Here is a 17,316-nt window from a genome sequence, read left to right as displayed (position 1 = left end):
CTTGTTACACCAGTTTTCACGCAATGAATTAGCTATCGGAAAAGAAGGCCTTGAAACGCTGAAAAACAGCACAGTTGCTGTGCTTGGAGTCGGGGGAGTTGGGTCGTTCGCGGCGGAAGCTCTCGCGCGGTCAGGCGTCGGCCGCATTCTGCTTGTCGACAAAGATGATGTCGACATTACAAATGTAAACCGTCAGCTTCACGCGCTGCTTTCAACTGTCGGACAGCCGAAAGTTGATTTAATGAAGGCGCGGATCGCAGACATTAACCCGGAGTGTGAAGTGATCGCGTTAAAAATGTTCTATACGGAGGAAACGTATGAGCAGTTTTTTGATTATGATCTTGACTATGTCATTGATGCGTCAGACACCATTTGTTATAAAATTCATTTAATGAAGGAATGTCTGAAACGGGATATTCCGCTCATCTCCAGCATGGGTGCAGCAAATAAAACGGATCCGACACGCTTCCAAATCGCTGATATCTCAAAAACGCATACTGATCCAATTGCGAAGGTCGTTCGTACGAAATTACGCAAAGAGGGGATCAAAAAAGGCGTTCAAGTGATTTTCTCTGATGAAAGCCCGATTGTCATTCGGGAAGATGTCAGAAAAGAAGTGGGAAATGACGAAGCGAAAATCCGTAAAGCAAAAATGCCGCCTTCCTCTAATGCTTTTGTGCCGTCAGTTGCAGGTTTGATTATGGGCGGACATGTTGTCATGGATCTTTTGAAAGACATTGAAATCAAACGTGTGAAGGATAAATAATGCATAAAAACAGCCTTGATGATCAAGGCTGTTTTTGTTTTATTTTCTTTTCATTAAATTATCGTACACCTGCTTTAAGGCGGATTCGAATTTTCCTGTCTGTTTCGGCTTATAGTATTGCTTATTTTTCAGAGGATCAGGGAGGTATTGTTGTTCGACCCAACCGTTGTCGTAATTGTGCGGGTATTTATAGTCGATTCCTCTTCCTAATTCCTGAGCTCCTTTATAATGCGCGTCTTTTAAATGCTTCGGGACATCACCAATTTTTCCGGCTCTGATATCTGCCAGGGCCTCATCGATTGCCAGAATGGCAGAGTTTGATTTCGGTGAGAGGCAAAGCTCAATAACTGCGTTGGCCAGCGGGATTCGCGCTTCAGGAAACCCGACTCGCTCAGCGGTCTGAATAGCGTTCAGCACTCTAGGGCCGGCTTGCGGGCTTGCTAAACCGATATCTTCATAGGCGATAACAAGCAATCGTCTTGCGATGCTCTCCAGATCACCGGCTTCAATTAATCTAGCCAAATAGTGAAGAGCAGCGTTGGCATCAGAGCCGCGGATCGATTTTTGAAAAGCGGACAGTACATCATAATGCGCGTCACCATCTTTATCGTGAGAAAAGCTTTTTTTCTGCAAGCATTCTTCCGCGGTTTCTAATGTAATGTGAATTTCACCGTCTGCTGACTCCTTCGTTGACAACACGGCAAGCTCAAGCGCATTTAAAGCGGAGCGGACATCTCCTCCGCATCCGTGGGCAAAATGCTCCATCGCCTGATCATCAATGGATACAGAATAGGTGCCAAGGCCCCGATGCTCATCATGGAGCGCACGTTCCAGTGCCTGTTTAATCAGATCAGGTGTTAACGGCTCAAGCTCAAAAATCTGGGTCCGGCTTCTGATCGCCGGATTAATGGCATGATACGGGTTAGCTGTGGTTGCTCCGATCAAAATGATCATCCCGTTTTCTAAATAGGGTAATAGAAAATCCTGTTTTCCTTTATCCAGCCTGTGGACTTCATCCAGAATCAAAATCACTTGGCCGGACATCTTGGCTTCCTGGGCTACAATTTCCATATCTTTTTTATTGTTAATGACAGCATTCAGCTTTCGAAAAGCAATACTTGTTGAACCGGCGATTGCTGTTGCGATTGATGTTTTTCCAATTCCGGGCGGCCCGTACAAAATCATGGATGACAAATGTTTTGCCTGGACCATTCTGCCAATAATTTTATCTTCAGCCACCAGATGCTGCTGGCCGATAATATCCTCTATTTTTGTCGGACGCATCCGATATGCCAATGGCTTCATCTATCATCTCTCCTTACTTAATTACAGGGTAACGGAAAACCGTACATTAGAAAAGGGGAAAGGCCCCTTTCCTTCTGCCTCAATGAAAATTCGCTGAAGGTATGTTATAATAACAGTTGGTCTATAAGATAATAAACGGACGAAACATATAGAAATTACCATTATAAATGTGGAAAATCATGAAATAACAGAGGTGTTCATGTTGAAAATATCAACTAAGGGAAGATACGGGCTCACCATTATGATCGAGCTTGCAAAAAAGCACGGTGAAGGCCCGACTTCATTAAAAAGCATCGCACAGACGAATAATTTGTCCGAGCATTATTTGGAGCAGCTGGTATCGCCGCTCAGAAATGCCGGTTTAGTGAAAAGCATCAGAGGCGCATATGGCGGATATGTATTAGGCAGTGAGCCGGATGCCATTACCGCGGGAGATATTATCCGTGTGCTTGAGGGGCCGATCAGCCCTGTTGAAGTGCTGGAAGATGAGGAGCCTGCCAAGCGTGAGCTCTGGATTCGCATCCGGGATGCTGTAAAAGAGGTTTTAGACAGTACGACATTAGAGGATCTTGCCAGCTATACAGACGGAGAGCAAGAAGCTTATATGTTCTATATTTAGATCAGAGGTGTAAACATAATGGAACGGATTTATTTAGATCATGCCGCAACGTCTCCGATGGATGAGCGCGTGCTGGAAAAAATGATACCGCACTTCTCCGGCAGTTTCGGTAATCCATCCAGTATTCATTCATTTGGCAGAGAATCTCGAAAATGGGTGGATGAAGCAAGAGCGCAGATCGCAGCAGAAATCGGAGCGGCAGAGCAGGAGATCATTTTTACAAGCGGGGGAACGGAAGCTGATAACTTGGCGATCATGGGAACCGCACTTGCAAGAAAAGATCTTGGCAGACATATCATCACAACAAAAATTGAGCATCACGCCGTGCTTCACACATGTGAAAAACTTGAGGAAGACGGATTTGACATAACGTATCTGGACGTTGACCAAAATGGAAGAGTCAGTGCAAAACAGGTGAAAGAAGCACTGCGTGATGATACAATCCTTGTGACAGTGATGTATGGAAATAATGAAGTTGGAACAGTGCAGCCGATCGAAGAAATCGGTGAGCTGTTAAAGGAACACAAAGCTTATTTTCATACCGATGCTGTTCAGGCATTCGGGTTGCTGCCAATTGATGTGAAAAACAGCCATATTGACCTTCTGCCTGTTTCCGGGCACAAGCTCAACGGGCCAAAAGGGACAGGCTTTTTATATGCTAGTAAAGATGTGAAGCTTTCACCGCTTTTATTCGGAGGAGAGCAAGAAAGAAAACGCCGTGCCGGAACGGAAAATGTTCCAGGCATTGTCGGGCTGAAAGAAGCGATTAAGCTGTCAAGTGAAGAACGGGACGAAAAAAACGAGAAGTATCAATCGTTTAAAGCAATCTTTGCCGACACGCTTAGAGATGCAGGTGTGGCATTCGAGATCAACGGGGGCAAAGAGCATAGTCTGCCGCATGTTCTGAATCTTTATTTCCCCGGTGTGTCAGTGGAAGCCCTGCTGGTTAATCTTGATATGGCGGGTGTCGCTGTCTCCAGCGGTTCAGCGTGCACGGCCGGTTCAGTCCTGCCGTCACATGTTCTGACTGCTATGTTCGGAGAAGAGAGTGACCGGCTGACGTCCTCTATTCGAATCAGCTTCGGCCTCGGCAATACGGCTGAGCAAGTGAAAACTGCTGCCAAACATGTGGCCGACGTTGTCAAACGGCTGACACAATAAGGCGGCTTAGTAATTGGAGTGAATGAAATGGAAAAACGGCCGGAGGATACAAGAGTCGTCGTCGGCATGTCCGGCGGAGTAGACTCATCTGTGGCGGCCCTGCTGTTAAAAGAACAGGGCTATGATGTAATCGGAATCTTTATGAAAAACTGGGATGATACGGACGAAAACGGTTTTTGCACGGCGACAGAGGATTATGAAGATGTGATCCGCGTCTGCAACCAAATCGGAATTCCGTATTATGCCGTAAACTTTGAAAAGCAATATTATGAGAAGGTATTTCAATACTTCCTTGATGAATATAAAGCAGGCAGAACACCAAACCCGGATGTACTGTGCAACAAAGAAATTAAATTCAAGGCCTTTTTGGAGCATGCATTGTCACTTGGCGCCGACTATTTAGCGACTGGCCACTATGCAAGAGTAGACAGAAGCGGCGGAAAAGTCAGAATGCTGCGCGGCATTGATGAAAACAAGGATCAAACGTACTTCTTGAATCAGCTGACAGAAGATACGCTGAGCAAAGTCATGTTTCCGATCGGCGAACTTCAAAAAAGCCGTGTGCGTGAAATCGCCAAAGAAGCAGAACTTGCAACGGCGACGAAAAAAGACAGTACAGGCATCTGCTTTATCGGCGAACGCAACTTCAAAACGTTTCTCAGCCAATATCTCCCTGCACAGCCGGGCGATATGATGACGATGGACGGCGAAGTAAAAGGCCGCCACGACGGGTTGATGTATTACACGATCGGACAGCGTCACGGCCTTGGCATCGGCGGAAGCGGCGAGCCGTGGTTTGCGGTAGGCAAAGATCTTGAAAAGAACATCCTCTACGTGGATCAAGGGTTCCATAACCCGCTTTTATATTCTGACAAAATCACTGCAACAAATATCAGCTGGGTGCGTTCGGATATCATGAAGGGCAAAGAGATTTCCTGCACGGCTAAATTCCGTTACCGCCAAGAAGATCATAAAGTAACGGTGCGCATGACTGGCGAGGGTGAAGCGGAAGTCATCTTTGATGAACAAGTCCGCGCTGTAACGCCGGGACAAGCCGTTGTCTTCTATGACGGCGAAGAATGTCTTGGCGGCGGGACAATTGATGATGTGTACAAAGACGGAACAAAATTGTGGTACGTATAAAAGATGAAAAACCTCAACACTGAGTTGGGGTTTTTTAATGAAAGGAAGATGATCGGTGGATTATAATCAACTCGGTATAGAGGCGATGCAGGAAGGCGATTACGAGAAAGCGGCAGAGGCATTTACAAAAGCGATTGAAGAAAATAAAGAAGACGCGATTCCGTATATCAATTTTGCCAACCTGCTTTCATCCGTAAACGAGCTGGAACGAGCGCTTGCGTTTTATGATAAAGCGCTTGAATTAGACAGTAGCGCAGCCACTGCTTATTATGGAGCAGGAAATGTCTATGTTGTAAAAGAAATGTACAAAGAAGCCAAAGACATGTTTGAAAAAGCGCTACGTGCGGGGATGGAAAACGGTGACCTGTTTTACATGCTCGGAACGGTACTTGTCAAGCTCGAACAGCCTAAGCTTGCACTGCCATATTTACAAAGAGCGGTCGAACTGAATGAAAACGATACGGAAGCGCGTTTTCAATTCGGGATGTGCTTAGCCAACGAGGGCATGCTGGACGAAGCGCTCAGCCAATTCGCAGCTGTGACAGAGCAAGACCCGGGGCATGCAGATGCATTTTATAATGCCGGTGTCGCTTATGCTTATAAAGAAAACCGAGAAAAAGCGCTGGAAATGCTGGACAAGGCAATCGATATCCAGCCAGATCATATGCTTGCGCTTCATGCTAAAAAACTGATTGATCCATCATAACAGGCACAGGAGGAGGAACAGCTCGTGCAGCAGCATCCGGATCAGCTTAAACTGGAGGAAGAGCCCTATTTAAAAGGGACAGTCAACACAGTCATCTATCATAATGACACCAATTTATATACGGTTCTGAAAGTGAAAGTCACAGAGACCTCCGAAGCCATTGAAGATAAAGCCGTATCCGTGACGGGCTACTTCCCTGCGCTTCAAGAAGAAGAGACCTACACGTTTTACGGAAAGATCGTAACCCATCCAAAATTCGGGCTCCAATTTCAGGCGGAGCATTTCAAAAAAGAGATACCGACGACTAAGGAAGGCATCATTCAATATTTATCGAGTGATTTATTCGAGGGCATCGGCAAAAAAACTGCTGAAGAAATTGTGAAAAAGCTGGGCGACAGCGCCATTAATAAAATATTGGCTGACGCTTCAGTGCTTTATGATGTTCCCAGACTCTCAAAAAAGAAAGCCGACACGCTGGCTGGCGCATTGCAGCGGCATCAGGGACTGGAGCAAATCATGATTTCCTTGAATCAGTTTGGCTTTGGCCCGCAGCTGTCTATGAAAATCTATCAAGCCTATGAATCCGAGACGCTTGAAAAGATTCAGGAAAATCCTTATCAGCTTGTGAAGGATGTAGAAGGCATCGGATTTGGAAAAGCGGATGAGCTGGGCAGCAGAATGGGTCTTTCGGGTAACCATCCTGAGCGGGTAAAAGCTGCTATTTTGTACACGCTTGAAACGACTTGTCTGTCAGAGGGGCACACGTACATAGAAACGGAACAGCTGATCATTGACACCCAATATCTGTTAAACCAGTCAGCAAGGGAAGGGCAGCGCATCACAGAAATGGATGCCGCTAACGCGATTATTGCCCTTGGAGAAAATAAAGACATTGTCATAGAAGATGGCCGCTGTTATTTTCCATCGCTGTTTTACGCAGAACAAAACGTTGCAAAGCGTGTGAAACATATCGCTAGCCAAACCGAATATGAGAACCAGTTTCCCGAATCAGAGTTTTTGCTCGCGTTGGGAGAACTGGAAGAACGGATGAACGTTCAGTATGCCCCCAGCCAGAAGGAAGCGATTCAAAAAGCCCTTTCCTCGCCGATGCTTCTTTTAACAGGCGGTCCGGGAACAGGGAAAACGACGGTAATCAGAGGGATTGTCGAGCTCTATGGAGAGCTTCACGGTGTGTCACTAGACCCGTCAGCTTATAAAAAGGATGAAGCTTTTCCGATTGTTTTGGCCGCTCCGACAGGGAGAGCAGCAAAACGGATGAGTGAATCAACGGGACTCCCTGCAGTCACGATACACAGGCTGCTTGGCTGGAACGGCGCTGAAGGCTTTACTCATACAGAGGATCAGCCGATCGAAGGGAAGCTGTTAATTATCGATGAAGCCAGTATGCTTGATATATGGCTGGCGAATCATTTGTTCAAGGCGATCCCTGATCATATACAAATCATCATTGTCGGAGACGAAGACCAGCTGCCTTCCGTCGGTCCGGGACAAGTGCTCAGAGACCTGCTGGCATCCCAGGTGATTCCGACTGTGAGACTGACAGACATCTATCGTCAGGCGGAGGGGTCATCAATCGTCGAGCTTGCCCACCAGATGAAAAATGGATTGCTGCCGAACAATTTGACTGCCCCGACAAAGGACCGTTCCTTTATTCGCTGCGGAGGCTCGCAAATTAAAGAAGTTGTTGAGAAGGTTGTCGCTAATGCATTGAAAAAAGGCTATACGGCAAAGGACATTCAGGTCCTCGCTCCGATGTACAGAGGAAAAGCCGGCATTAATGAATTGAATGTGATGCTGCAGGACATTTTAAATCCTCCTAAAGAAAAACGGAGAGAATTGAAGTTCGGGGATGTTGTCTACAGAACCGGAGATAAAATTTTGCAGCTTGTCAATCAGCCGGAAAACAATGTGTTCAACGGAGATATTGGCGAAATCACGTCGATATTTTATGCAAAGGAAAATACAGAAAAAGAAGACATGGCCGTCGTTTCTTTTGACGGCAATGAAATGACATTTACGAAAAAAGATTTTAATCAATTTACCCATGCGTATTGCTGTTCTATTCATAAATCGCAGGGAAGTGAATTTCCGATTGTGGTTTTGCCTGTTGTGAAAGGCTATTATAGAATGCTCAGAAGAAACCTTCTTTATACCGCGATTACAAGAGCGAAGAAATTTCTCATTTTATGCGGGGAAGAGGAGGCGCTGGAGTGGGGCGTGAAAAATAATGATGCAACTGTCAGACAGACCTCCTTGAAAAACAGGCTGTCCGTACAGGTTGAGGAAATGGATGCCGAGCTTGAAGCTTTGCAAAAAGAGCTCCCGTTCAGCGTACACGACGCCAACATTGGCATGGAAGGCATTACACCATTCGATTTTATGAAAGAAGAACAGCAATAAAATGCTCCCGTGCAAGCGGGAGTTTTTTCATTTGCAGTGGAATTGATTTCATCGTATGAGTCTAAGGCGCAAAGCAAAACCTAAGCCTGTTCAACAAAAGGTGGTTGATCACACTTTGAGAACATGCCATGAAGTAGAAGGATTCCCAGTATACTCAGAACGAACTTCTTGTTATCTCGGGGCAATTTCTGATATTTGTTTTTCTACGAAGGGAGATTGTCTCGGGTTTATTCTTGCACAAAAACGCTTTTTGCATCATCATCATGCGCTATTACGGGCGTGTGATATCTCTTCCATTCTTGATGACCGCATATTGGCTTCGGTCAGTTCAGAACAGCTTCTGCCTCTTCCGAAAACATGCTTCACATACGAGCAGATGAAGATGAAGCTTGTGAAATCGCAAGAGGGGGATATATTGGGGATGCTGGAAGATGTATACTTTTGTTTGGACAGGGGCATAATCGTAGCATATGAACTCTCGGACGGTTTCTTTTCTGACCTGGCGGGAAGCAAGCGCCAGATCCAAAGAGCGGATTCGCTTGTCGAGGTGCGGAAAGACGAGATCGTTCTGAACGGATAGAGGTGTGAGGTATGCTTATATGCCCGAATTGCAAAAGTAAGGATATCGGCAAAATCGGCGTGAACCAATATTATTGCTGGGGCTGTTTTATTGAACTGACAGTGGCGAAAGGGAAGATTGCAACTCATCAGGTGGAAGAAGACGGAACGTTAAGCAGCTTGGATGATTTGTTTTCTGAGGATGAACGCAGCATCAATTTTTAATCATGAAAGGAGATGCGCAGGATGAATCGGACGATGACTTCTCTTTTGGCAATGGGAGCCGGAGCTCTCGTGTACCGAATGGCGACTCAATCTGACATGCTGAATAATCGAAGCATGAAGCGGATGAGAAGAAGAATTACGAAAATGTTTTAATGCAAAAAGGATACTCTCCAAAGAGTATCCTTTTCTATGTTTGCCGGACCTCGAGGCGTCTTGCTGCGAGTGAAAGGCTGTAGTTGACTGCGAAATACATAAGGGCCGCAAGTAAAAAGATCGGGAAAAAATAACTGCCGTCTGCGCTTTGGCCGTTAATAATTTGCGCGTTGTGAATCAGTTCAGGCAGGGCGATCACAACAGCGAGCGATGTATCTTTTAATAAAGAAATAAACTGGCTTACGATGGGCGGAACCATGCGGCGAAGCGCTTGCGGCATGACGATAAAGAACAGGGTCTGTGTATAGCTCAGCCCGGAGGAGCGCGCCGCTTCAATTTGTCCTTTGTCAATTGATTTCAGTCCGCTTCGGATAATTTCAGATAGCATAGCGGATTCAAAAATCGTTAGTGCTGTAATTGCAGCAGCTGTAATTTCAAGCTTAATCCCAATTTCCGGAAGGGCAAAAAACGTAAAGAAAATAATTAACAGCAAGGGGAGGTTTCTGATCGTTTCAACGAGAACCGCAATCAATTGAGAAAGAACGGGAACTTTCGCATAACGCAGGGTGCCTGCGATTAAACCGAAGAAAAAGCTCAGAATGATGGAGATGAAAGCAACGTACAAGGTGACGAGAAAGCCATCCCATAAAAACGCTAAATGCTCCTGTGAATAAGCACCGATGAAATCCAATGTAACTCACTCCTTATCAATAGCTTTTTTCCAGCCGTTTTTCCAGATAGTTAACACCGATGCTAAGCGGAATCGTCAGCACTAAGTAAAAAAGCGCCACAAAAATATAAACATCAAATACAACGAGTGTGCTCGACGAAACTAAATCGGCTTGGTACATAAGATCCAATCCGGCCACAACCCCAAGAATCGAAGAGTTTTTGACTAAGTTTAAAAATTGATTGCCTAAAGGCGGAATGACGATTTTGATTGCCTGCGGCAAAATGATATGGAGCATGGCTTGGCTGTAGGTAAAGCCTGACGAGCGTGCCGCTTCCATCTGCCCTTTTGAAACAGACTGGATGCCTGCTCTGATGGCTTCAGCGATAAACGCAGAGGTATAAATGGTGAGAGCAACCGTTCCCGCTTGAAAACCGTCAAGCCTCAGGCCTGCGTTTGGAAGTCCGAAATAGAAAACAAAGGTAATTAAAAGAAGAGGGATGTTGCGGATGAACTCTATATATGCGGTCCCGAGCCATTGCAGCGGCTTAAAGACTGTTATTCTCATAACCGCTACAGCAACGCCGAGGACAAAACTGCCGGCCAGCGCGATAACACTTGCGAGCAAGGTATGGTAAAAACCGTCCATATACATGCCAAAGTTATCGAAAAGAATTGACACATTCATCTGCCTATTCACTCCTTATCAAATTGGGATGAGCATCGCCTGCTCATCCCGGGATGGTTGTTATTCAGCTGGGTCTTCTTTAATCCATTTTTTATAAATTTCATCGTATCTGCCATCCGACTTCATCTTTTTAAGTGAAGCGTTGATTTCTTTCGCGAGAGCCGATTGCCCTTTTTTCACGGCGATCCCGTAAGGCTCATCTGTAAAAGGCTTTCCTGTTAATTGATAATTTTTATTTTCATCAGCCATTCCATATAAAATCGCATTATCTGTGGTGAGGGCATCGCCTTGCCCCGATTTAAGGGCTGTAAAGGCTTCTGCGTAGTTTTCAAATTCTAAAACCGATGCTTCAGGCGCCTTTTCACGAATGTTTTGAGAGGAGGTGGAGCCTTTTACTGCAAGAACTTTTGAGCCTTTGCCAAGATTCTCGACACTCTTGATTTTGCTGCCTTTTTTCACGAGAAGCGATTGCCCGGCCTCGAAATAGACATCAGAAAAGTCAACTTCCTTTTTTCGTTCATCAGTGATCGTCATTGTGGCGACAATGGCGTCGATATCCCCGTTTTGCAGCATAGGAATCCTTGTTTTTGAGGTGACCTCTTTAAATTCAGCTTTTTTCTCATCACCTAAAATGTCTTTAGCGATTTGTTTGGCAATATCAATATCAAAACCCTCAATCTCACCTGAGCTTGGATTTTTAAGACCGAACAGTCGAGTGTCCGTTTTTACGCCGAAGACAATTTTGTCATTGTCTTTAATGGCTGCTAGCGTATCTTTTTTGCTCTCCTTTGAGGCTTCTCCATTTGATCCCTTGCTGCCGCAAGCGGCAAGCAAGATGACAGCGAATAAAGAAATCAATGCTAAAGAAAAAATCTTTTTCATACAAGCTCCCCCATTTCTGTTTTAATGATTTAAAATACGGCTTAAGAATAAGCGGGCCCGTTCTTCCTTCGGGTTCGCGTAAAACTCAGCCGGCACTGCTTCTTCTAAAATTTTTCCTTCGTCAATGAAGACAATCCGGTCGGCAACTTCTTTGGCAAACCCCATTTCGTGTGTCACGACAACCATTGTCATGCCTTCTTTGGCGAGAGTTTTCATGACATCTAGCACCTCACCGATCATTTCAGGATCAAGTGCTGATGTCGGCTCGTCAAACAGCATGACCTCCGGCTTCATCGCCAGTCCTCTTGCGATGGCAACACGCTGCTGCTGCCCGCCGGAAAGCTGGGAAGGATAGGCGTCAGCCTTGTCTGGGATGCCGACTTTTTCAAGATAGTACCGCGCCGTTTCCTTTGCTTGTTCAGGTGATTGTCTAAGCACTTTTACCGGAGCCAGCATGATGTTCTGCAGCACTGTTTTATGCGGATATAAATGAAAGTGCTGAAACACCATCCCGATATTCCGCCGCACTTGATTGATATCAGTTTTTCTGTCGTTAATGGCGGTGCCATTTACTGTGAGCACTCCCTCATTGATCGTCTCAAGTTTGTTGATGCATCTGAGCAATGTGCTTTTACCGGAACCGGATGGGCCGATGATAACAACGACTTCCCCTTTTTCGATTTGAAGATTAATTTGTTTTAACGCGTGAAAATCTCCGTAATGCTTGTTTACATTTTGAAATGTGATCATCGCAATCCTCCTATCAGAAATTTGACTAAAAAGTATACATGAAATCAAACTTTTCTGAAAATTAAATGCGGAAAAATGTCCATGACTTCTGGCTGACTAAAGAAACATAAAGAATAATTCCGTGTAAACCTCAAAAGATATAGGTGAGGTGAAAGCAGATGCTCCAAAAACCGGTGCAGCTTTTGTTGTGGGTGGCTATTTGTTTGCTGGTTCTGTTAACAGTCTATGTCTTTTTTATGCTTGATATGTTATGGTCACCCTTTTGGCTCGTCATAAAAACGATCTTTATTCCCTTGATCATTTCTATTTTTATATCTTATTTATTGCTTCCGGTCACGGAATGGCTGCATAGCAAAGGATTGCCTAGGACTTTGAGCATCTTGGTCATTTATGTTCTTTTTTTTGGCGGGATTGGCTGGGCGTTGTATAAAGGGGTGCCTGTTTTAATCGTGCAGCTGACGGATTTGTCAGAAAATATACCCATGTTTGCCGAAACGTATAACGGGCTTCTTCTTCATGTGCATAACCATACGGATGACTGGCCTGATGGTATGCATCACCGTATAGATAAAATGATCCGCCAGACGGAGGCGTTTTTTGCGGGAACGATCGAGGGTGCGATCAGCGGGATCCGCAATGTGCTTGATTACTTCTTAATTGCTGCAACAATCCCTTTTCTCGTGTTTTATATGGTGAAGGACATTGAGTTAATGAAAAAGACAGTATGGTACTTGACTCCGAAGTCGTGGAGAAAGCGGGGCAGCGCCTTTTTGCGGGATGTGGATGATTCGCTTGGCGATTATATCCGCGGCCAGCTTTTGGTCTGCTTGATTCTTGGCGTGATTGCAGGCATTTCGTTCTGGGTATTTGGGCTTCCATATCCGCTGATACTCGGCCTTATCTCTGGAGTAACGAATGTCATCCCGTATTTTGGCCCTTTCATCGGAGCTGTTCCTGCGTTGTTAATTGCGATGACGATCTCAGTCAAGGCTGTTCTTGTTGTGGTGATTACGGTGTTTATTCTGCAGTTTATGGAAGGAAATATCCTCAGTCCGTTCATTGTCGGCAGAAGCCTTAAAATGCATCCGGTCGTTATCATGCTTGCGCTCCTTGCCGGAGGGGAGCTTGCGGGAATCGTCGGGATGATTTTGGCTGTTCCTGCGACGGCTGTTTTAAAAGTAATGATGATCCATTTTTTGCGGATGAGGACGGAGCATTGACATCGGCGTGCCGCTTGTCTATAATTTCTCGTAGAATACATACGAATCTCGAGTGACGGATCTGAGTACGCCGAAGCCCTGTTAAAGAGAGAAGCTCCATAAGCTGAAAGGAGCTTTATCAGAAGATCGGAGGAAGCTAATCCTGAGTGCAGTTAATCACTGCCGCTTATCCTGCGTTACAGGGTTAAAGGTGACGGGCGCATGAATGCCCGTAATCAGGGTGGTACCGCGAGACAGCTCTCGTCCCTGTGTAAACGTTGGTTTGCATAGGGGGAGGGCTTTTTTGCTGTCACTGAAGAGAATTTCGATTTTTATAGAGGAGGAAATACAATGAAACACTTAACTTCTGCGGAAGTGCGTCAAATGTTTTTGGATTTCTTTAAAGAAAAAGGACATGCGGTAGAGCCAAGCGCGTCATTAGTGCCTCATGAGGATCCTTCACTGCTTTGGATCAACAGCGGTGTTGCGACGCTGAAAAAATACTTTGACGGCCGTGTCGTGCCGGAAAATCCAAGAATCGTAAACGCTCAAAAAGCGATCAGAACAAACGATATAGAAAATGTAGGTAAAACTGCGCGCCATCACACTTTCTTTGAAATGCTCGGAAACTTTTCCATCGGCGATTATTTCAAAGAAGAAGCCATTACATGGGCTTGGGAGTTTTTAACGAGCGACAAGTGGATTGGCTTCGACAAAGAGCTTCTCTCTGTTACGGTTCATCCTGAAGATGAAGAGGCATATGAGTTTTGGGCAAAAAAAATCGGTATTCCTGAAGAAAGAATTATCCGTCTGGAAGGGAACTTCTGGGATATCGGTGAAGGGCCGAGCGGACCGAATACGGAAATCTTTTACGACCGCGGTGAAGCATACGGTAATGATCCAGAAGATCCGGAGCTTTACCCAGGCGGGGAAAACGACCGTTACCTGGAAGTATGGAACCTTGTGTTCTCAGAGTTCAACCATAACCCTGACGGCACATACACACCGCTTCCTAAGAAAAACATTGATACAGGCATGGGTCTTGAAAGAATGGTATCTGTCATCCAGAATGTTCCGACAAACTTTGACACCGATTTGTTTATTCCGATCATTAAAGCAACAGAATCGATTTCTGGTGAAACATATGGCAAAGACAATGTGAAAGACACTGCGTTTAAAGTGATTGCTGACCATATCAGAACGGTTGCCTTTGCTGTCAGTGACGGTGCGCTGCCGTCAAATGAAGGCCGCGGCTATGTATTAAGACGCTTATTACGCCGTGCTGTGCGTTATGCCAAAACGATCAACATCCATCGTCCGTTCATGTTTGATTTAGTGCCGGTTGTCGCAGAAATCATGGCTGATTTCTATCCTGAAGTGAAAGAGAAAGCGGATTTCATCGCAAAAGTCATTAAAACCGAGGAAGAACGCTTCCATGAGACTCTTAATGAAGGGCTTGCGATCCTGTCAGAAATGATCAAAAAAGAAAAAGACAAGGGCAGCAGCGTTATCTCAGGTGCTGATGTGTTTAAACTGTATGATACGTATGGATTCCCGGTTGAATTGACTGAAGAATACGCAGAAGACGAGAACATGACGGTTGACCATGAGGGCTTTGAGGAGGAAATGAACCAGCAGCGTGAACGGGCAAGAAACGCCCGCCAGGATGTCGGCAGCATGCAGGTGCAGGGCGGCGCACTGCGCGACGTAACAGATGAAAGCACATTTGTCGGCTACTCTCAAACCAAAGCTGATGCCAATATCATTGTGCTTCTTCAGGACGGCCAATTAATCGAAGAGGCTCATGAAGGAGAAAGCGTTCAAATCATTCTTGATGAAACACCGTTCTATGCAGAAAGCGGCGGCCAAATCGGCGATAAAGGCTATCTCCGAAGCGAGCAGGCAGTTGTAAGAATTAAAGATGTTCAAAAAGCGCCGAACGGCCAGCATGTGCATGAAGGTGTTGTGGAGAGCGGTACTGTTCAAAAAGGCCTGCATGTTACGGCTGAAGTTGAAGACCATATGAGAAGCGGCGTCATTAAAAACCACACGGCAACGCATTTATTGCATCAGGCTCTAAAAGATGTTCTTGGAACTCATGTCAATCAGGCGGGCTCTCTTGTAACGGAAAACCGTCTTCGTTTTGATTTCTCGCACTTTGGCCAAGTGACAAAAGAAGAGCTCGAACAAATTGAAAGAATCGTAAACGAAAAGATCTGGGCGAGCATCCCGGTCAGCATTGATTTGAAACCGATCGCTGAAGCAAAAGAAATGGGTGCGATGGCACTGTTCGGCGAAAAATATGGCGATATTGTCCGTGTCGTTCAAGTTGGAGATTACAGCTTAGAGCTGTGCGGCGGCTGCCATGTCAGAAATACAGCAGAAATCGGCTTGTTTAAAATCGTTTCTGAATCTGGAATCGGAGCAGGCACAAGACGGATTGAAGCTGTAACGGGACAAGGCGCTTACGTCGAAATGAACAGCCAGATTTCTGTATTGAAAGAGGCTGCTGACGAGCTGAAAACAAATATCAAAGAAGTGCCGAAACGGGTCGCGGCTCTGCAGGCTGAACTGAAGGAAGCACAAAGAGAAAATGAATCTCTTCTTGCAAAACTAGGCAACGTGGAAGCAGGAGCAATCCTGTCGAAAGTAAAAGAAGTTGACGGCGTAAACGTGCTTGCGGGAAAAGTAAATGCAAAAGACATGAATCATCTCCGCACAATGGTCGATGAACTCAAAGCAAAGCTTGGCTCTGCGGTGATCGTGCTTGGTGCGGTACAAAACGATAAAGTTAATATCTCTGCCGGAGTCACAAAGGACCTCATCGACAAAGGCCTTCACGCTGGCAAGCTGGTTAAACAAGCTGCGGAAGTTTGCGGCGGAGGCGGCGGAGGCCGTCCGGACATGGCGCAGGCAGGCGGCAAACAGCCGGAAAAATTAGAAGAAGCTTTGGCTTCTGTAGAAGATTGGGTGAAATCCGTTTTATAATTCGCCCATGTAGTGTAGAATGATGGTAAGATTAGGACCCCAGGCTGAACTTTGCCTGCGAATTTGGGAAAGAGGTGCAAAACGGTGAGCTCGTTTGATAAAACGATGAAATTTAATTTCTCCGATGATTCTGCTGAGACTAACGTAAATGAGGTGCTGATTACAGTGTATGACGCGCTTCAGGAAAAGGGCTACAATCCAATCAACCAGATTGTCGGATACTTGCTGTCAGGTGATCCCGCTTATATTCCTAGGCATCGTGACGCTCGCAATTTAATTCGCAAACTTGAAAGAGACGAATTAATCGAGGAATTGGTGAAGTCTTATTTAGAACAGCATAAAGAGGCGTAAATAAAGAATGAGAATATTAGGACTCGATTTAGGAACCAAAACACTCGGTGTAGCTCTAAGCGATGAAATGGGCTGGACTGCTCAAGGCATTGAGACCATAAAGATAAATGAAGCAGAAGGCGATTATGGTTTATCCCGTTTATCTGAACTGATAAAGGACTATACTATAGATAAAATCGTGCTCGGCTTTCCTAAGAACATGAACGGAACAGTCGGCCCGAGAGGCGAAGCCAGCCAAACATTTGCGAAAGTGCTTGAAACAACGTACAATGTTCCTGTTGTGCTGTGGGACGAGCGTCTTACCACAATGGCGGCTGAAAAAATGCTGATTGCAGCTGACGTCAGCAGGCAGAAACGAAAAAAAGTCATTGATAAAATGGCGGCTGTTATGATTTTACAAGGATATCTTGACAGCTTAAATTAAAGCCAGAGGTGAAGAAAATGGAACACGGCGAAAAAAATATTACAATTGTTGACGATCAAGGAAATGAACAGCTTTGTGAAGTGCTGTTTACATTTGAAAACGAAGAGTTTGGCAAGTCTTATGTCTTGTACTATCCAATCGAATCAAAAGATGACGAAGAAGTAGAAATTCTTGCTTCCAGCTTCACGCCAAACGAAGACGGTGAAAACGGTGAGCTATTCCCGATTGAAACTGACGAAGAATGGGATATGATCGAAGAAACACTAAACACATTCTTAGCGGACGAAGACGAAGAATAAAACATCGC

Annotated in this window: 19 protein-coding genes; 14 read left to right on the top strand and 5 right to left on the bottom strand. The window is 45.3% G+C overall.

Annotated elements, in window-relative coordinates:
- Position 1 precedes the first annotated feature (1 nt).
- The gene (locus MHH79_RS14010) at positions 2-766 is read left to right on the top strand and encodes a tRNA threonylcarbamoyladenosine dehydratase (RefSeq protein ID WP_003229763.1); all 765 of its coding nucleotides are present in this window, start codon (positions 2-4) and stop codon (positions 764-766) included.
- 39 nt (positions 767-805) lie between these two features.
- Here MHH79_RS14010 and MHH79_RS14005 read toward each other — a convergent pair whose 3' ends face one another.
- On the bottom strand, positions 806-2,071 hold the full coding sequence (locus MHH79_RS14005; RefSeq protein ID WP_015483504.1) for a replication-associated recombination protein A: 1,266 nt from the start codon (positions 2,069-2,071) through the stop codon (positions 806-808).
- 202 nt (positions 2,072-2,273) lie between these two features.
- On the opposite strand from MHH79_RS14005, the gene cymR reads away from it, so the two are divergent.
- The 8 genes from cymR (at position 2,274) to MHH79_RS13965 (ending at position 9,057) form a co-directional block, all read left to right on the top strand.
- Positions 2,274-2,690 carry a cysteine metabolism transcriptional regulator CymR gene (gene cymR, locus MHH79_RS14000; protein WP_003225879.1) on the top strand — a complete coding sequence of 139 codons (417 nt, stop codon included), beginning with the start codon at positions 2,274-2,276 and terminating at the stop codon, positions 2,688-2,690.
- An 18-nt stretch (positions 2,691-2,708) separates the two neighbouring features.
- Complete coding sequence (locus tag MHH79_RS13995; RefSeq protein WP_340034661.1) at positions 2,709-3,851, top strand: cysteine desulfurase family protein; 1,143 nt, start codon at positions 2,709-2,711, stop codon at positions 3,849-3,851.
- 27 nt (positions 3,852-3,878) lie between these two features.
- Positions 3,879-4,994, top strand: a complete 1,116-nt coding sequence (gene mnmA / locus MHH79_RS13990) for a tRNA 2-thiouridine(34) synthase MnmA (RefSeq protein WP_015483502.1) — start codon at positions 3,879-3,881, stop codon at positions 4,992-4,994.
- Between the two features lie 85 nt (positions 4,995-5,079).
- The gene (locus tag MHH79_RS13985) at positions 5,080-5,700 is read left to right on the top strand and encodes a tetratricopeptide repeat protein (RefSeq protein WP_206697897.1); all 621 of its coding nucleotides are present in this window, start codon (positions 5,080-5,082) and stop codon (positions 5,698-5,700) included.
- A gap of 24 nt (positions 5,701-5,724) precedes the next feature.
- Entirely contained in the window at positions 5,725-8,121 is a 2,397-nt protein-coding gene (locus tag MHH79_RS13980) for an ATP-dependent RecD-like DNA helicase (protein WP_340034659.1), read from the top strand.
- Positions 8,122-8,176: 55 nt separating this feature from the next.
- Entirely contained in the window at positions 8,177-8,701 is a 525-nt protein-coding gene (locus MHH79_RS13975) for a PRC-barrel domain-containing protein (RefSeq protein ID WP_080344218.1), read from the top strand.
- An 11-nt stretch (positions 8,702-8,712) separates the two neighbouring features.
- Positions 8,713-8,904: a hypothetical protein gene (locus tag MHH79_RS13970; RefSeq protein WP_003225893.1), complete on the top strand. Its 192-nt coding sequence runs from the start codon at positions 8,713-8,715 to the stop codon at positions 8,902-8,904.
- Positions 8,905-8,925: 21 nt separating this feature from the next.
- Positions 8,926-9,057 carry a YrzQ family protein gene (locus MHH79_RS13965; RefSeq protein ID WP_003229780.1) on the top strand — a complete coding sequence of 44 codons (132 nt, stop codon included), beginning with the start codon at positions 8,926-8,928 and terminating at the stop codon, positions 9,055-9,057.
- Between the two features lie 34 nt (positions 9,058-9,091).
- Here the strand turns inward: MHH79_RS13965 and MHH79_RS13960 are convergent, their stop codons facing one another.
- Genes MHH79_RS13960 through MHH79_RS13945 form a run of 4 tightly spaced genes read right to left on the bottom strand, consistent with a single transcriptional unit; the run spans position 9,092 to position 12,047 of the window.
- A complete protein-coding gene (locus tag MHH79_RS13960) occupies positions 9,092-9,748 on the bottom strand; it encodes an amino acid ABC transporter permease (protein ID WP_003229784.1) in 657 nt (218 codons plus the stop codon).
- 16 nt (positions 9,749-9,764) lie between these two features.
- Positions 9,765-10,415: an amino acid ABC transporter permease gene (locus MHH79_RS13955; RefSeq protein ID WP_100506506.1), complete on the bottom strand. Its 651-nt coding sequence runs from the start codon at positions 10,413-10,415 to the stop codon at positions 9,765-9,767.
- A 60-nt stretch (positions 10,416-10,475) separates the two neighbouring features.
- Positions 10,476-11,297 carry a glutamine ABC transporter substrate-binding protein GlnH gene (gene glnH, locus MHH79_RS13950; protein ID WP_015384233.1) on the bottom strand — a complete coding sequence of 274 codons (822 nt, stop codon included), beginning with the start codon at positions 11,295-11,297 and terminating at the stop codon, positions 10,476-10,478.
- 21 nt (positions 11,298-11,318) lie between these two features.
- Positions 11,319-12,047: an amino acid ABC transporter ATP-binding protein gene (locus MHH79_RS13945; protein WP_015384232.1), complete on the bottom strand. Its 729-nt coding sequence runs from the start codon at positions 12,045-12,047 to the stop codon at positions 11,319-11,321.
- A 158-nt stretch (positions 12,048-12,205) separates the two neighbouring features.
- On the opposite strand from MHH79_RS13945, the gene MHH79_RS13940 reads away from it, so the two are divergent.
- From MHH79_RS13940 to MHH79_RS13920, 5 genes are all read left to right on the top strand, one after another.
- Entirely contained in the window at positions 12,206-13,267 is a 1,062-nt protein-coding gene (locus MHH79_RS13940; protein WP_047182955.1) for an AI-2E family transporter, read from the top strand.
- Between the two features lie 330 nt (positions 13,268-13,597).
- Positions 13,598-16,234, top strand: a complete 2,637-nt coding sequence (alaS, locus tag MHH79_RS13935) for an alanine--tRNA ligase (RefSeq protein WP_100506507.1) — start codon at positions 13,598-13,600, stop codon at positions 16,232-16,234.
- 84 nt (positions 16,235-16,318) lie between these two features.
- Positions 16,319-16,585 (top strand): IreB family regulatory phosphoprotein, encoded by a 267-nt coding sequence (locus MHH79_RS13930; RefSeq protein ID WP_003225903.1) that lies wholly within the window; start codon positions 16,319-16,321, stop codon positions 16,583-16,585.
- Positions 16,586-16,592: 7 nt separating this feature from the next.
- Positions 16,593-17,009, top strand: coding sequence for a Holliday junction resolvase RuvX (gene ruvX / locus MHH79_RS13925; protein WP_003229795.1), 417 nt, complete (start codon positions 16,593-16,595; stop codon positions 17,007-17,009).
- A gap of 17 nt (positions 17,010-17,026) precedes the next feature.
- Entirely contained in the window at positions 17,027-17,308 is a 282-nt protein-coding gene (locus tag MHH79_RS13920; RefSeq protein WP_003246199.1) for a DUF1292 domain-containing protein, read from the top strand.
- The last annotated feature ends 8 nt before the right edge of the window (positions 17,309-17,316 follow it).

The organism is Bacillus sp. FSL K6-0993, assembly GCF_037977205.1.
Taxonomy (GTDB): domain Bacteria; phylum Bacillota; class Bacilli; order Bacillales; family Bacillaceae; genus Bacillus; species Bacillus subtilis.
This window is presented reverse-complemented; position numbering and strand designations above follow the sequence as displayed.

Bases quoted from the DNA above. Each gene is read 5' to 3' on its own strand.
- glnH (WP_015384233.1), bottom strand. From the start codon at position 11,297: ATGAAAAAGATTTTTTCTTTAGCATTGATTTCTTTATTCGCTGTCATC.
- MHH79_RS13920 (WP_003246199.1), top strand. From the start codon at position 17,027: ATGGAACACGGCGAAAAAAATATTACAATTGTTGACGATCAAGGAAAT.
- MHH79_RS13985 (WP_206697897.1), top strand. From the start codon at position 5,080: ATGCAGGAAGGCGATTACGAGAAAGCGGCAGAGGCATTTACAAAAGCG.
- MHH79_RS13975 (WP_080344218.1), top strand. From the start codon at position 8,177: ATGAGTCTAAGGCGCAAAGCAAAACCTAAGCCTGTTCAACAAAAGGTG.
- MHH79_RS13970 (WP_003225893.1), top strand. From the start codon at position 8,713: ATGCTTATATGCCCGAATTGCAAAAGTAAGGATATCGGCAAAATCGGC.
- MHH79_RS13940 (WP_047182955.1), top strand. From the start codon at position 12,206: ATGCTCCAAAAACCGGTGCAGCTTTTGTTGTGGGTGGCTATTTGTTTG.
- MHH79_RS13955 (WP_100506506.1), bottom strand. From the start codon at position 10,415: ATGAATGTGTCAATTCTTTTCGATAACTTTGGCATGTATATGGACGGT.
- mnmA (WP_015483502.1), top strand. From the start codon at position 3,879: ATGGAAAAACGGCCGGAGGATACAAGAGTCGTCGTCGGCATGTCCGGC.
- ruvX (WP_003229795.1), top strand. From the start codon at position 16,593: ATGAGAATATTAGGACTCGATTTAGGAACCAAAACACTCGGTGTAGCT.
- MHH79_RS14005 (WP_015483504.1), bottom strand. From the start codon at position 2,071: ATGAAGCCATTGGCATATCGGATGCGTCCGACAAAAATAGAGGATATT.
- alaS (WP_100506507.1), top strand. From the start codon at position 13,598: ATGAAACACTTAACTTCTGCGGAAGTGCGTCAAATGTTTTTGGATTTC.
- MHH79_RS13945 (WP_015384232.1), bottom strand. From the start codon at position 12,047: ATGATCACATTTCAAAATGTAAACAAGCATTACGGAGATTTTCACGCG.
- MHH79_RS13965 (WP_003229780.1), top strand. From the start codon at position 8,926: ATGAATCGGACGATGACTTCTCTTTTGGCAATGGGAGCCGGAGCTCTC.
- MHH79_RS13995 (WP_340034661.1), top strand. From the start codon at position 2,709: ATGGAACGGATTTATTTAGATCATGCCGCAACGTCTCCGATGGATGAG.